The organism is Salinivibrio siamensis (assembly GCF_001996005.1).
Classification (GTDB): domain Bacteria; phylum Pseudomonadota; class Gammaproteobacteria; order Enterobacterales; family Vibrionaceae; genus Salinivibrio; species Salinivibrio siamensis.
The window spans coordinates 1-14,539 of the sequence record NZ_MUFB01000035.1; the positions used below are offsets into that span (position 1 = coordinate 1).

12 protein-coding genes are annotated in these 14,539 nt (G+C 47.8%); 11 read left to right on the forward strand and 1 reads right to left on the reverse strand.

Annotated elements, in window-relative coordinates:
* The first annotated feature begins 181 nt into the window (after nucleotides 1-181).
* Nucleotides 182-1,195: a porin gene (locus BZG73_RS14165; RefSeq protein ID WP_046073421.1), complete on the forward strand. Its 1,014-nt coding sequence runs from the start codon at nucleotides 182-184 to the stop codon at nucleotides 1,193-1,195.
* 76 nt (nucleotides 1,196-1,271) lie between these two features.
* A complete protein-coding gene (locus tag BZG73_RS14170) occupies nucleotides 1,272-2,090 on the forward strand; it encodes a DUF2057 family protein (protein ID WP_077667203.1) in 819 nt (272 codons plus the stop codon).
* Here the strand turns inward: BZG73_RS14170 and BZG73_RS14175 are convergent.
* Nucleotides 2,087-3,511: an aminotransferase-like domain-containing protein gene (locus tag BZG73_RS14175; RefSeq protein ID WP_077668648.1), complete on the reverse strand. Its 1,425-nt coding sequence runs from the start codon at nucleotides 3,509-3,511 to the stop codon at nucleotides 2,087-2,089. The two genes, BZG73_RS14170 and BZG73_RS14175, sit on opposite strands and share 4 nt — an antisense overlap.
* A gap of 150 nt (nucleotides 3,512-3,661) precedes the next feature.
* On the opposite strand from BZG73_RS14175, the gene BZG73_RS14180 reads away from it, so the two are divergent.
* From BZG73_RS14180 to BZG73_RS14215, 9 genes are all read left to right on the forward strand, one after another.
* Nucleotides 3,662-5,026, forward strand: coding sequence for a cytochrome ubiquinol oxidase subunit I (locus BZG73_RS14180; protein WP_077668649.1), 1,365 nt, complete (start codon nucleotides 3,662-3,664; stop codon nucleotides 5,024-5,026).
* 9 nt (nucleotides 5,027-5,035) lie between these two features.
* Nucleotides 5,036-6,037 carry a cytochrome d ubiquinol oxidase subunit II gene (cydB, locus tag BZG73_RS14185; RefSeq protein WP_069590157.1) on the forward strand — a complete coding sequence of 334 codons (1,002 nt, stop codon included), beginning with the start codon at nucleotides 5,036-5,038 and terminating at the stop codon, nucleotides 6,035-6,037.
* Between the two features lie 8 nt (nucleotides 6,038-6,045).
* Nucleotides 6,046-6,171, forward strand: coding sequence for a DUF2474 domain-containing protein (locus BZG73_RS14190; RefSeq protein WP_077668667.1), 126 nt, complete (start codon nucleotides 6,046-6,048; stop codon nucleotides 6,169-6,171).
* Between the two features lie 154 nt (nucleotides 6,172-6,325).
* On the forward strand, nucleotides 6,326-6,679 hold the full coding sequence (locus BZG73_RS14195; RefSeq protein WP_046073416.1) for a DUF805 domain-containing protein: 354 nt from the start codon (nucleotides 6,326-6,328) through the stop codon (nucleotides 6,677-6,679).
* Between the two features lie 122 nt (nucleotides 6,680-6,801).
* Nucleotides 6,802-7,326 carry a GrpB family protein gene (locus BZG73_RS14200; protein WP_046073415.1) on the forward strand — a complete coding sequence of 175 codons (525 nt, stop codon included), beginning with the start codon at nucleotides 6,802-6,804 and terminating at the stop codon, nucleotides 7,324-7,326.
* Nucleotides 7,327-7,498: 172 nt separating this feature from the next.
* The gene (locus BZG73_RS14205; protein WP_268794218.1) at nucleotides 7,499-8,704 is read left to right on the forward strand and encodes an EAL domain-containing response regulator; all 1,206 of its coding nucleotides are present in this window, start codon (nucleotides 7,499-7,501) and stop codon (nucleotides 8,702-8,704) included.
* A complete protein-coding gene (locus BZG73_RS16195) occupies nucleotides 8,701-11,241 on the forward strand; it encodes a PAS domain S-box protein (RefSeq protein WP_235606078.1) in 2,541 nt (846 codons plus the stop codon). Before BZG73_RS14205 ends, BZG73_RS16195 begins: the two co-directional genes overlap by 4 nt.
* Nucleotides 11,232-13,484 carry an ATP-binding protein gene (locus BZG73_RS16200; RefSeq protein WP_235606079.1) on the forward strand — a complete coding sequence of 751 codons (2,253 nt, stop codon included), beginning with the start codon at nucleotides 11,232-11,234 and terminating at the stop codon, nucleotides 13,482-13,484. Before BZG73_RS16195 ends, BZG73_RS16200 begins: the two co-directional genes overlap by 10 nt.
* Before the next feature lie 16 nt (nucleotides 13,485-13,500).
* A complete protein-coding gene (locus tag BZG73_RS14215; protein WP_077668650.1) occupies nucleotides 13,501-14,430 on the forward strand; it encodes a sensor domain-containing diguanylate cyclase in 930 nt (309 codons plus the stop codon).
* Nucleotides 14,431-14,539: the final 109 nt, after the last annotated feature.

Here is a 14,539-nt window from a genome sequence, read left to right on the forward strand (position 1 = left end):
ATTAAGTCGTGATTGATATTTTTCTTTGCGTAATTAGTCTGAAGGTGTGGTTACACGAAATGTGTAAGCAGCGGGGGAAAGCTGAAATACGTTTCTCAGCTTTCAAATCGGTTTTGCACTCGATAAAACTTAATAAATCAACGAGGCAAAGCCCGTATCTTGCAGATAGCAGGAGTCTTTCATGAATAAGATTTTTAAGCGTTCGCTTATTAGTGCAGTGGTTGCATTAGGATCAACTGGCGCAATGGCCGCCGACCACGAAGGTGTGGTTGGTGTTTTAACTGACTACAATGTTGACCTTTATGGTGTTGCGGCTATTTCAGCCTTCAACCAAGAAGATGGTAACGGTTACGACTATGAAAATGAGTCTCGCGTCGGGGTTCGAGCCGGTAAGGCGTTTAATGACGACGTTTATATCTTCATGCAAATTGAGTCAGGGTATGTCGGTGAAGATGGAACGGGCGCGACATTGGGTAATCGTGATACTTTCATTGGTATGAAAGGAGACTGGGGCCAAGTGCGTTTTGGTCGTATGTTGACACCAATGTATGAAGTGGTCGATTGGCCCTATTCTAACCCAGGGTTAGGCCGCGTTTTTGACTGGGGGGCGGACACGAAGTCGCATTATGATCGTAAAGGCGATATTGCGCGTTATGACTCACCAGATTTCAGTGGATTTAGTTTTGACGTGTCAGTGGGACGTGGCGATAAAGATGTCAAAGGCTCAAATCACTTTGGGGCCGCGGCACACTATACGTTAGCGGATGCATTTACCCTCCATGGTGGGTACGAATATAACTCTAATTATGAGGGTGACATTGATACCAAGGCGTATTTAGCTGGGGTTGAAATTCCACTTCCAGGTGGCTTTAAGGTGTCTGCCGCTTACAAATATAATGATGGCGTGTACAACACCGCGGGAGCTAACAAGGGGACTGAGGCAGAGCAAGATCAAATCTCAGTGGTTGGTGAGTACTGGAATGGTCCGTGGGGTTACCGCTTAGGTTATGCTGCAAATGGCGATTCTGATTTAGACAACAATGCCGATGTCGATGATAGTGATTCAGTGATTGCCGGTCAGCTAATGTACTCGAAGAATGGTTTCTTGCCTTATCTTCGTATTGGCCAGCACGATGCGGGCAATCTAGAGGACAAAAAAGCGTTTGCCCGTCTAGGTATCGAATATAACTTTTAACAGTAACACTTTGCCTTTCTATTCTTTTTTGCCGGCCAGGATGGCCGGTTTTTTTAACTTCCTGTAAGGGGGCTGTATGAAAGCAACTTTCCGTCTTGTGACCGCATCGAGTTGTCTACTTATTGTCGGTTGTACTAGCTTTGATTCGTCGAGTCAGTTTGATGATGTTGCGAGTTCAGTAAAAGAGCGTCGCCACTATGTGCAGGTGGTGACGAAATCGATCACGCCAGACATTCAGGTCTTGTCTGGGGCGAATGTCGTTAAAGCAAGTGCGAATTATGTGGCGAATTATCCCGTTGATAAGTCAGCAGGCCCCGACGTGGCTCCTTCCAAATTGATGACTGAAATCTCGTATTTTAAGAATTATCAAGAGTATGAAACCGTCACCATCAATGGTGAGACGCTGCCGCTTGAAAATACTCAAGTAACGTCAGAAACGTGCACGGAGCACTGTGTGACGACGCAATATGTATCATTTCCGTTCTCCCCAGACATTGCCAACAATTGGTCTGAACCACAGGTTACCTATACCTTCAATAGTGCTGGGGGCGGAAATCGGGTGCAATTGTCGATTCCCAACGCTTACTTTATGGCGGCCAATGATGAGGCGTCGCGTGTTTTAGGGCAACAAAGCCAGTCCGCTGTATCCGCGAGTCAGCCAATCTCAGTGAAAGACACAAAAGAGAAACCAGAAGAAATGGTGAACTACTGGTATCAGCAAGCGACTGACTCTGAACGCAGCGCTTTTGCGGATTGGGCGTTTGCGCATCGTGACGGAAGCGGTGTACTGCCGACCACTCAAAGTCAGGCTTTGCAGATGATGGGTTATTGGTATCAGCAGGCGACCCCTACCTCGCGGAAAGCCATCCTTACTTGGTTACTCAACCAATCTTAGTGCCTTACCAAGGCTTGAATGTGCTGTGCAATCAAATCACATAAGGTGGCCAGCGCATTTTGGTGAGCATGATCGAGTGGGTAAGAGGCATTGAGTCGAAAGCAATGGGCAAACTGTGCGTGTGTCGCAAACATGTTCCCTGGTGCGATACTGATATGATGTTTGAGCGCAAGGTGGTATAGGGCAGTAGTATCACTGCCTTTGGGCAAGATTATCCATAAAAAGTATCCGCCTGGGCTGTTAACGACTTCCACAGCTTGGGGCAAGTGATCGACAAGGAACTGACACGTCGCTCGCTTTCGCTCGGCAAGCGTGTGGCGAAGCTGCTTTAAGTGATGTTCATAGTTTCGGTTATGCAGGTAGTGGGCTACAGCAAGTTGAATGGGGACGCTGGTGGTCACCGTGCTCATTAGCTGCAGCTTTTGTAGTTTCTGGGCTTGATCGCCAGCGGCTACCCAACCGAGGCGAAACGCATCGGCCAAGGTTTTTGAAAAAGACGAGCAGTGCAAAACATGGCCGCTGTTATCAAACGCTTTAATGGGCTTCGGTTTGTGTTCCCCATCATAGAGTTCGCCATAGACATCGTCCTCGATTAAGTACACCTGATAGCGCTTGACGAGTTCGGCAAGACGCGCCTTCTTTTCATCTGACAGTGAGTACCCCAACGGATTTTGATGATTGCTCATCAACCAGCAAGCGCGAATTGGGTGTGTTTGCAAGGCGCGTTCAAGTGCATCGATGTCAATCCCCTCTGTAGGATGTGTTCGGATTGCCATCGCTTTGAGTCCGCGATTTTCAAGGGCTTGCAACGCGCCGTAAAACGCGGGGCTTTCGACTGCGACCCAATCGCCAGGTTGCGTGACCGCACGCAAGCTAAGATTTAACGCATCCAATCCGCCTGCTGTGATTACTATCTCATCGGGTGAGATTTGCATGCCCTGCGCTGCATAGCGTTGGGCAATCAGGTGTCTCAGTTGCGCATTACCCGGCGGGAGATTATCGACCACGCTATGAATCGACATAAAGCGCACGGCAGTGGTGAGCGAACGATTTACTTGATGGCGAGGGGCGAGCAAGGGATCGACATAGGCATGCCCATAGCTTGCCATGCCGGGAGAGCGACTGGCTTGCAAGACATCGAAAATATAGTCATTAATATCGACCGATTCAGCAGGATGGAGGGCTGTATCCGTTCGGTTTTGGCTAAGTGCGGCATGAGGAGCGACACGATAGCCTGAACGGGGCTGTGAAACTATCCACCCTTGGCTTTCTAGCTGTTGATAGGCTTGGAGCACTGTCATCATGCTCAGACCTGAATAGGCGGCCTGTTTTCTCAGCGAGGGAAGCTTTTCTCCCACGTGCCAAATGCCAGCTTGAATCTGCTGTTTAATCTGTTCACTAAGCTTCTGATATTTAGACACCTTTACCCCCTTCAGTCTATTGGGCCGTTCAGACTATAACACGGTAGTCAGCAGGCTGTTATAGGTTAATCTGAACCGTCTGTATATGGGCACATTAATAATGGGCTTCTACCATGCGCGTTGGTATAATTACTAAAGTGGACTTCACGTATGTTTGGTCTTGATGCCTTTATGTTGGCCCGTATTCAATTCGCGTTTACGGTTTCTTTTCACATTATCTTTCCTGCGATTACGATCGGCCTTGCCTGCTACCTTGCGGTGCTTGAGGGGCTATGGCTTAAAACTCGCGAGCAGGAGTACAAAACCCTTTATCTTTTCTGGTCGAAAATTTTCGCGGTCAACTTCGGGATGGGCGTGGTGTCTGGGTTGGTGATGGCATACCAATTCGGGACCAACTGGAGTGGCTTTTCCGAGTTTGCGGGCAGTATTACTGGCCCACTGCTGACGTATGAGGTACTCACCGCTTTCTTTTTAGAAGCCGGCTTTCTCGGCGTCATGCTGTTTGGTTGGCAACGTGTCGGTGATCGCTTGCACTTTTTCGCTACGTCCATGGTGGCGCTGGGGACAGTGATCTCTGCCTTCTGGATTTTAGCCTCCAACAGTTGGATGCACACCCCACAAGGGCATGAAGTGGTTAATGGTCAAGTGGTGCCTGTGGATTGGTTCGCGGTGGTCTTTAATCCCTCTTTCCCTTATCGCTTGGCGCACATGGTGGTCGCGGCGTTTTTATCCAGTGCCTTATTTGTCGGTGCATCGGCGGCGTGGCACCTGCTCAAAGGGCAGCGTAGTCCAGCGGTGAAGCGGATGTTTTCGATGTCGATGTGGATGCTGTTATTCACCGCGCCTATTCAGGCTTTTATTGGTGATTTGCATGGCTTGAACACCTTGGAGTATCAACCTGCCAAAATAGCAGCGATGGAAGGGCATTGGGATAACAGTCATGGCGAGCCCACACCGCTCATTTTGTTTGGCTTACCAGATATGGAGGCGGAAACCACTCACTATAAAGTAGAAATTCCCTATTTGGGTAGCCTGATCTTAAAACACAGTTTGACCGAGCAAATCCCTGCGCTAAACGAATTTCCTGCTGAGGATCGACCTAATTCGCCCGTGGTTTTCTGGGCGTTTCGTCTGATGGTGGGCTTAGGGCTATTGATGATCACACTTGGACTAGTGGCGGCCTGGCAGCGCTATAAAGGACGTCTGTTTGAACATCAAGGGCTGCTCCGTTTTGCTTTCTATATGGGGCCGGCGGGGTTGGTCGCGATTCTAGCTGGCTGGGTAACCACTGAGGTAGGGCGCCAGCCTTGGGTAGTGCATGGCCTTTTACGCACCCAAGATGCGGTGTCTGCCCACGGTGACTTGCACATGAGTATTAGCTTGATCAGTTTCTTTGTGGTGTACGGCTTGGTCTTTGGGTTGGGGTACATCTATATGATCCATCAAATTAAATTAGGCCCGGATCAGCATGATGATACACCGCATGAACCGTTAACTGTCTCTGGCCGTGTGTAAGGGGGAAACATGGATTTAGCAATGATTTGGTTTGGCATCATCGTGTTTGCCACTCTAATGTACATCGTGATGGACGGATTTGACTTGGGGATCGGGATTCTGATGCCGTTTATCACTGAGCGCGAAGAGCGCGACTTGATGGTTAACAGTGTCGCGCCGGTATGGGATGGCAATGAAACTTGGTTGGTCCTTGGTGGGGCGGCATTATTTGGTGCTTTTCCCTTGGCGTATGCTGTGATTGTTGATGCATTAACAATCCCGCTCACCTTGATGTTGGTGGCGCTTATTTTTCGTGGTGTGGCGTTTGAGTTCCGTTTCAAAGCGTTGCCCGGGCATCATGGCTTTTGGGATACCGCTTTTATGGCCGGGTCTATTTTTGCCACCTTTTTCCAAGGGGTGACTGTGGGTGCGGTGATTGAAGGCTTTCCTGTCGAGGGCCGCGCTTTTGCTGGTGGCGGACTCGATTGGTTGGCACCGTTTCCTCTCTTTTGCGGTATAGGATTGATCATTGCGTACGGTTTACTGGGGGCCACTTGGCTGATCATGAAAACGGAGCATGCGTTGCAAATGCGTATGTACCACTTGAGTCGTCGACTGGTTGTGTTGATGGCGATAAGTATTGCGATAGTCAGTGTCTGGACGCCATTTGCGTACCCGGGGGTTGCAGACCGTTGGTTTAGTCTGCCAAATTTGCTCATTCTCTCCCCGGTTCCTTTATTGACCGCTCTTTGTTTGCTCCGTCTTTGGCGTACCCGTCCTGATCAGGCTCACCATCGTCCATTTATTATGGCGTTGTGTGTTACCCTGCTCGGGTTTATTGGCCTCGGCATTAGCATTTGGCCGCATATCATTCCGCCCAGCATYACRATMTGGCAGGCWGCYTCACCACAACAAAGCTTGCAATTTATGCTGATTGGCGCGGTGTTTATCATCCCKGTTATTTTGATGTACACCTATTGGAGTTACCGTGTCTTTAGTGGCAAAGTGAATCCGGACGAGGCCTATCACTGATGGCTGGTATGACAAAACCGACTTGGCAGCGTTGGCTTTGGTTAATCGCTATCTGGGGAGCCAGTGTAGCAGCATTGGGGGCTGTCTCTTGGCTATTTAAGCTTTTGATGCATGCCGCGGGTTTGCAAAGCTAGCTGCCGTTAACTTTCTATTACGTGGCGAATCAGTGATAAGCTTCTCAAGCTGATGATAAAGCGGTCGGATGTCTTATCACTGAAATAGTACTGACTCGATAGTCCGTTCTATGATACGTGCGAACACTTCTTTCAACTAAAAATAGGGTTACGTATGGAATGGTATTTAAAAGTGCTGCGCAATTATGTCACTTTTTCAGGGCGCGCCCATCGTCGAGAGTATTGGATGTTCTTTCTGGTTAACTTTTGCATCTCCTTGGCGCTAAATATTGTCGCTGAAGCGACGGGGCTGGTGTTGCTGAGCATTGTGTACTCATTGGCGGTACTACTGCCAACCTTAGCCGTTACATCAAGGCGCTTGCATGACACGGGACGTTCTGCATGGTGGCTGCTGATTTCATTCATTCCTATTATCGGGATGATTGCGCTGCTGGTGCTTTGTGCATTGGAAGGGGATCAAAATAACAATCAATACGGTTCTAACCCTAAGCTTGCGGAAGGCGTCTAGTAAGGTGGTGTGATTTGTTTGCATGGGAACTGCTGGTACGATAGCCAACTAACTTGAGTCAATGTGTCGCTCATGCCGACTCACTCGTGTTTACCAGCATTCTTTTTTACCTTAGGTGCCACATGATCACACTCGAGCCCTACCAATTAGTTGACGCCAGTTTCTCTCCTTGGCGTCCTATTTACTTAGACGTTGCCCAAGCCTTGTCTGACCATATCTCGACACCTCGTATTGAGGTACTGCATTTTGGTTCAACATCAGCCAAAGTCGGTGGCAAAGGGATCATTGATTTATCTATTCTTTATTTCTCAGGAGAGCGAGAAAACGCAATTACCCATCTTTACGCGCTAGGCTTTCAAGATCAACATAGTAAGCAGCCGTTTCCCGAACACCGCCCTCGTAAAGACGCCTCCGTAACCTATCAAGGTGAGCGGTTTTTGATTCATGCTCACGTGATTGAAAAAGACAGTGATGAACATCATCGTCAAATTGCATACAAACAGTATTTGCTCGATAACCCTGATGTGCGCGCCGAGTACGAAGAAAAAAAGCGCAACATTTTAAAAGCAGGCGTTCACGAACAAGACAGCTACGTAAAACATAAAGCACCGTTCGTGAAAGCGGTTCTCAACGACATCGGCGAGTGAATATACGCTCAACGTCCTTCTCTTACCCTTTTTCACACGTCACTAGACTTTAGTCGTATAGGTCGATTGTCACTCAAGTGCACCCGTTATGGTTGGTCTATAGTACTAAAGTAGGCACGAGGTGGTAAACCTTGAGGCGTTTGCTTTTCTAAAGGGCGAAGAGGGGCCGTGAGTGAGTGACTTCCAACAGGGAATATTAGTTGTTGATGATCAGCAAGTGGTTCGGCACACACTGGCTCTATGTCTTCAAAACCTTGGTTTCACTAGAATTTATCAGGCCGAAAATGGTCGGGAAGCGAGAAAGATCCTGAGCTCACATTCGATCCGGTGCGTGTTCTGCGATCTCAATATGCCGGTCGAAGATGGGTTTGAGGTACTCAAGTTTTTGGATGCGCAAGCCTACCCAGGCGCCATAATATTAATGAGTGGCGAGGAGGAGGAAGTGCTGGCCTCAACCGCCAATTTGGCGCGCCTTTATCAACTGAATATCATCGAATGTGTGGCCAAACCGCTTTCATTTGCAACAGTGAAACGACTGCTGAGCGCCAGTGAGCGTGAACTAGACATAGAGGCTAACCACGCGCCGCACTCACTACCGCCGCTCACTGCCAAGTTACTCAAAGGATACATAGATAAAGGAGGGCTAAGCGCGTTTTTCCAGCCGCAAATTTCCTTGTCCTCTGGTCGCCTCAAGGGGTTTGAGGTCTTGGCTCGCCTATTTAAACCTGATGATAGCATGGTTTTTCCCGACCAGTTTATCCCCACCGCAGAAAAACATCTTGAGAGCATCACTGACCTCACCAAACGCGTCATTGAATGTGCTTACAGCGATATCAATCAGTATGGAAAAGATATCGGCAATTTATCATTTGCCTTCAATATATCCGCCAAAGTGTTGGAGGCGGCAAATTTTCCACAGTGGTTACAAGCAACAACCGCCCAATATCAATTGCGTCCAGAACAAGTGATCTGCGAGCTAACAGAGACGGCTTTTACCACTGATCAGGCGACCATTGATACCCAAATGCTGCGCTTAAAAATGATGAAGTTTAAATTGTCTATTGATGATTTTGGCACGGGTTACTCGTCCATTGCCCAACTGCATTCGGTTCCTTTTGATGAGCTCAAAGTTGACAAGCGCTTTGTGCTTGATTGTTTATCGAATACAAAATCTGCGGCTGTGGTTGAACAAAGTATTCAACTCGCAAAAGCAATCGGGGTAAACGTGGTGGCGGAGGGGATCGAGAATCAAGAGGTGTGTGACTTTGTTAAAGCACTGGGATGTGACATTGGGCAAGGCTACTTTTACGCCAAGCCAGAGCCACTGAGTGTATTTGATTGGCGTGCAGCCAGTATTCAGGGTGGGAATCGTGAATGAAGTTTTCTGTGAAGCTACCTATTATTTTGCTGATGCTGGGCGGTTTAATGTTAGCATCTGTTACTGTGGTCTCTTGGAAAGGCCGCGAACTGCTTCAAGAAAGCACATTAACTAACATAGAGCGAGAAGCAGCACTACTGATTCGATTGATTGAAAGGAATCTTTTTGAAAGGTATCACGATGCACGCGCGTTTCCTTTGTCTCTAGGGAGTATTGAATCAGATAGTCTGAGTAACCGCCAAGTAAATGACAATACGGTAAGAAACCTTAACGAGTTAATCGCTAATTACAAAGTCTACCGTCGCATTGCGATAGTAAGTATGGAGGGCGAATTACTGGCGATAAATAATCAAAATAAGCATGGCAAATCGCTCGCGCCTCTTGACCTTTCCAAATCACAAATTATGAACAGTGTTTGGTTTAATGAGATCCTTAACGGCCAAACCCTTGCCCCCGAACAACCGAAYAGTACGTATGTAACCGGGCCAGAGCGCTTTATTTTCGGATCCAATGCTTCCTCTTACGACATGATTTTTGCGTCTGTGATCCGTAATACCGCGAATCGGCCTGTCGGTATATGGGTCAATGTGGTCGATTTTTCTACGGTCGAGTCCATTGTGGCCGAAAGCTACGACTTACTCGCCAAACGCGGGCTCGTCAGTGCGGAATTAACCCTCTTAGACCGCCAGGGCCGTATTATCGTTGATTATGATCCTGTAGGACAAAATGAATCAACGTATCAAAGGGACTTTCAAGTTCTGGGTAAATTAAACTTGGCGACGAATGGTGTCGAAGGGGCGAGATTAGCCGTCGCTGGATTAACGGGGTCAAACATCTCAACACACTATCGAAAACAAGTGGATCAGGTCACGGGGTTTGCTCATACCGAAGGTGCGTATGATTATCCAGGACTGGGTTGGTCAGCGATGATCCGCGTCGAAGTTGGAGAAGCGCTGCTTGCGCCCAATAATCTGTATAAAAATTCGTTTATCATGACTGCCACGCTGCTGTCGTTGATTGTACTGCTGGCCTTTTATGTATCACGACAAGTTTTCAAACCTTTAGGGCAGCTGAGTACCGCGGTGCGAAAATTGGCGCGGGGCGAGCATAACTTTTCCCTACCGCAGCGAGACCGAGGCGATGAAGTTGGGGTCATGGCCAGTGAACTGCTCAAACTGCGTGATATGGTGAGCGAGCGAGAAAGCTTAATCAGAGAAACCGAAGAGCAGCGCTTCCAGTTGGATATTCAAAGTCGCGCTATCGAAGCGACGGCAACAGGCATCATTGTCTCTGATGTTAGGCTTGCAGATTACCCCATTATTTATGCCAATAAAGCGTTTGAGACCTTAACAGGGTATAGCTCGAAAGAAGTGGTGGGCAAAAACTGTCGTTTTTTGCAGGCCGATGATCGTGATCAGCCAGAGTTTGATCGCCTCCGCTATGCCCTTAAAAATGCCTTATCTTGCTCCGTCGTCGTGCGCAATTATAAAAAAGACGGCACGCTTTTTTATAATAATCTACGCCTCGATCCCATCTTTGATGAAGTGGGCTCGTTAACCCATTATATTGGGATGCAGTCGGACATTACCGACCTCAAACAGGCAGAAGATGAGGCGAAACTTAAACTCGAACAAGAAATACAGCGCCGAACTCAAGACTTACAAGAATCCGAAGGGCGTTTGAGGACGGTGTTTGACACTGCACTTGATGGCATGGTGGTGATCGATACGCGGGGTAATATCCTTGAAGTTAACCGCTCATTGGAGCTTATATTTGGACGAATCCGTGAAGAGCTGGTGGGAGAAAATGTCTCTATTTTGATGCCAGATAAGTATAAAGCTGACCATGATGGATTTATAAGTCAGTATCAGTTGACAGGGAGTAAAAAGCTGATTGGCACACCACGAAAACTACAGGGTTTGCATAAATCCGGGCGTGAATTCCCCATTGAGGTATCCGTTGGCGAAACTTGGTTTGGCGATACCCAGGGGTTTGTCGGTGTGATTAAAGATATCACCGTAGAGGAGGACGTTAAGCAGCGAGAACAACGTCTTCAGGATGCGCTAAAAGAAAGAGAAGTCATCTATAGAACTGCTTTTGATCAGGCGGCAGTAGGTATATGTCGTGTTGACCTAGAGGGAAACTTTATTGAGGTCAATGACAGAATGAGTGAATTGCTCGGATATAACCAAGAAGCGCTGTTGCAATTAAGCTATCAAGACATCACTCATCCAGACCACTTATCAGCAAGTATCAAACACGTCACTCAACTTGCCTCGGGTGAGAACCGATCGTTTTCGATGGATAAACAATATATTAAGCAAGACGGGGAGGTGCTGTGGGCCRCGGTATCGGTCGCGACAGTGCTCGATGAAAATGGTGCGACCAAGTACTTCATTGCTGCGCTGGAAGATATTAGTCAGCGCAAAGCGATAGAAGGCGAGCTGCTCTCAGCAAAAAGGGCGCGAGATGAGTTGCTTCGCGGCATGCAGCTAGCATCTGATGCGGGGGGATTTGCAATTGGTCAATGGATGTAACCACGGGGGAGCTTAAGTGGGACGCTAACATGTATCGCCTATATGGGATTGCACCTGAAGCGCCAGTGGATTACGAGGTCTGGCAGGCATGCCTTCATCCCGATGATCGTCGACATGCGATCAAAGAAGTCGAAACAGCACTAAACGATAGCAATGTGTTTAATGCCGAGTTTCGCGTGATCCACCCTCAGAATCAGAGGGTCAGTTGGATTAAAGCCGCGGGCAATGTGGTGAAAGATGAGCAGTCGGGACGAGAAATGCTCTTTGGCATTAATTTAGACATTACACATGAGCGACAGACACAAGCCAAGCTAGAGAAAGAATCGGTCATGGCGAGAAAAGCCAACGAGGCAAAATCTCGCTTTTTAGCCACTATGAGCCATGAAATTAGAACGCCCATGAATGGTGTGATTGGAATGGTGGACTTATTAAAAGAAACGCCTCTGGAGCCAGAGCAATCCAAAATGGTGTCGACGATTCGAGATTCTTCGTTCTCTTTACTTGAAATAATCAACGATATTCTCGACTTTTCCAAAATCGAATCAGGACAGATGGAGCTCGATCCGACCGATGTTAACGTGCTCGACTTAATTGAGAAAACCTTAGACGCACTATGGATTAGTGCTGACCAAAAGGGCGTCGAACTCTTTTTCTCACATGACTACGCTACCCCTGACTTTATCTTGGTTGACCCGGTGCGAGTACGCCAAATTCTTCTTAACTTACTGGGGAACGCCATTAAGTTCACCAGCAAAGAAAAAGAGGGAGGCCATGTCTTTGTCAAAACAGCATATTGTCATGACAGTCAGATGCTTACATTGAGCATCCAAGATACTGGCGTCGGCATGACGCACGAGCAGATGGATAAACTGTTCAAACCCTTTACACAAGCGGATAGTTCCACCACTCGGCGATACGGCGGAACGGGCCTAGGATTGAGTATTTCCAAGTCATTTGTCGATATGATGGGTGGCGATATTGCGGTTGAGAGTGAGTTTGGTAAAGGCAGTGAGTTTATAGTGCGAGTACCTGCGCCTAGCAGCGTCAAAACTCATGAAACCAGCCGGCGTTATCCGTTTTCCGCGTTTTCTTTCGTCGTATTTATCGACCATGAGCCGCTCAAAAATACCTGTTTAGCATTACTTGAAAGCTTATGTCCTGGCGAGATTCTGGATGCTAAGGCGACGGTGCCGGCCAACTGGAATCCGGATACTATGATTGCGGTGACAACAGATGCAAGTATTTTGGAAAGACATCAAGGTATGCGGTGCCTGTTGTTGGGGAATGATTTTGGTGGAAACGATGCTTATCGGCATCCAGGGCCGTATCGGTTAAACCGGTACCCCCTTAAACCCAGTGAGTTTGTGCTCGGCGCTGCAGTGATGTGCGGGCTTGAAAGCCCGGATGTTGATTGGAATGAAGCGGTATATAGCAATGCCTTTGCCTATAGCAGTCAGTTAGATGCACAAGTGTGTGGCACCATTTTATGTGCAGAAGATCAGCCAACTAACCAGCTTGTCCTCGCTAAGCAGCTAAAACAGCTTGGTTATTCATTTGAAATGACATCAGACGGCAAAGAAGCACTTGAGAAATGGCATCAAGGGGAGTACGCGATGCTCTTAACAGACTGTCATATGCCTGAAATGGATGGTTTTGAATTAGCGGCTGAGATAAGGCGGCTAGAGGCAGAAGAAAATCGCGAGCGTACCTTAGTTATTGCCATCACCGCGAATGCACTTGTGGGAGAAGCGGATCACTGCCTGCAAGCGGGGATGGATGATTATATTTCCAAACCTGTTGAGCTTGAGACACTCAAGCGCGTGTTGGCATTACGTCTTAGAGGAAGAGCGTTAAGAGAGGGCGAGCCCACGCTGACTCAGACCCGCGAAGAAGCCTCTCATACCGAAGCACTCATCGATGACCGTCAGCTCGAGAAAGTCATTGGCAGCTCAGATCAGGAAATGAAGCGCGCTATATTGTCTATGTTTTGGGACGGCGTGTCGGCGGATGTCAATGCGCTTGAGCAGGCCATTGTCGGGGCCGACGATGAAAGAATAAGAGCCATTGCACATGGGGCAAAAGGTGCATCTGCATCAAGTGGGGCGATGCGTTTGAGCGAGTTATTCCGAGTTATCGAAAAAAGCAGTCACGATCTCGAACAAGTAAAAGCCGTGTTTACCGAAATAAGTGCAATGATGACCGCAATCGAAACCGATCTGCGGGAAGAAAAAATCATTCAATGAATGTAAGAGGCGCGATGTGATACATATCAACACGCAAGACCAAATTCCTTTTGAGCACTTTGAAAAAGCGAGTCGCGATACACTCAAGTATTTGAATAAAAAGTTTGGCTACGGTACGTGGATGATGACCCGTAAGCATGAAGATCAATGGGTCATCTTACAGGTAGAAGGGAGCAAATACGGTATTGATGAATTGACCACACTCACGTGGAGCGATTCAATGTGCAGTCGTATGGTGCAGGGTGAAGGACCGCGCTGGGCGCCTGACGTTGACAGTGTCCCCGCGTATGTGAACGCGCCAATTTATCAAGCGGAGAATATTAAGTCGTATATTGGGATCCCTGTTTGCTATTCGGATGGTAACTTATTTGGCACCTTGTGCGCGATAGACACCGAACCGGTCGATCGCATTCCGCCTGACGGGTTGGAAACCATCGAGCTTGTCTCTAAATTACTCTCAACGCTATTACAGCTTGAGCTGCAAAACATCGACTTGTCGCGAAAACAAATGAGTTTTTTACCCTCACAATTAAAAGATCATGAAACCGGTTTTCTTAATCGATTAGGTTGGTCTTTATATTTAGAAAAAGAAGAAAGCAATATCCGTTCGGTGGGTACGCCCGTGCATGTGGTGGCTATTGATGTTTCTCAGAGCAACCAGTCAACGCATTTGAAAGATACCGCAATGACCACTCTGTTTGTGTCCATTCTCAATGGTGTTTTACATGACGATGGCTATATCGCTCGATTAGGGGAAGATATCTACACCATGCTCTGTGCCAATAAAACCGAAGAGCAAATGGCGGTGATGGTTGAACGTCTTGCGAAAGAATTGAGTGAGGCTCAGATCCCTGTCGCCATTGGCTTCAAAAAACACGACTATGGTGATAACTTGGATGCAACTGTGATTGCTGCCATCAAAAGTGTCAGGCAATCATTAACATAGTGTGTTCATGCCAGTGCCGTTGGTCGAGCAGGAACACCCACTAGCACAGGAAACGTCATGTCACGTAAGATAACACGCACTAAGCCTCGACCCTCCAAGCCTTGTATGG

Coding starts and splice junctions, on each gene's coding strand:
- BZG73_RS14180 (WP_077668649.1), top strand. CDS start 3,662: ATGTTTGGTCTTGATGCCTTTATGTTGGCCCGTATTCAATTCGCGTTT.
- BZG73_RS14200 (WP_046073415.1), top strand. CDS start 6,802: ATGATCACACTCGAGCCCTACCAATTAGTTGACGCCAGTTTCTCTCCT.
- BZG73_RS14195 (WP_046073416.1), top strand. CDS start 6,326: ATGGAATGGTATTTAAAAGTGCTGCGCAATTATGTCACTTTTTCAGGG.
- BZG73_RS14170 (WP_077667203.1), top strand. CDS start 1,272: ATGAAAGCAACTTTCCGTCTTGTGACCGCATCGAGTTGTCTACTTATT.
- BZG73_RS14190 (WP_077668667.1), top strand. CDS start 6,046: ATGACAAAACCGACTTGGCAGCGTTGGCTTTGGTTAATCGCTATCTGG.
- BZG73_RS14165 (WP_046073421.1), top strand. CDS start 182: ATGAATAAGATTTTTAAGCGTTCGCTTATTAGTGCAGTGGTTGCATTA.
- BZG73_RS16200 (WP_235606079.1), top strand. CDS start 11,232: ATGGATGTAACCACGGGGGAGCTTAAGTGGGACGCTAACATGTATCGC.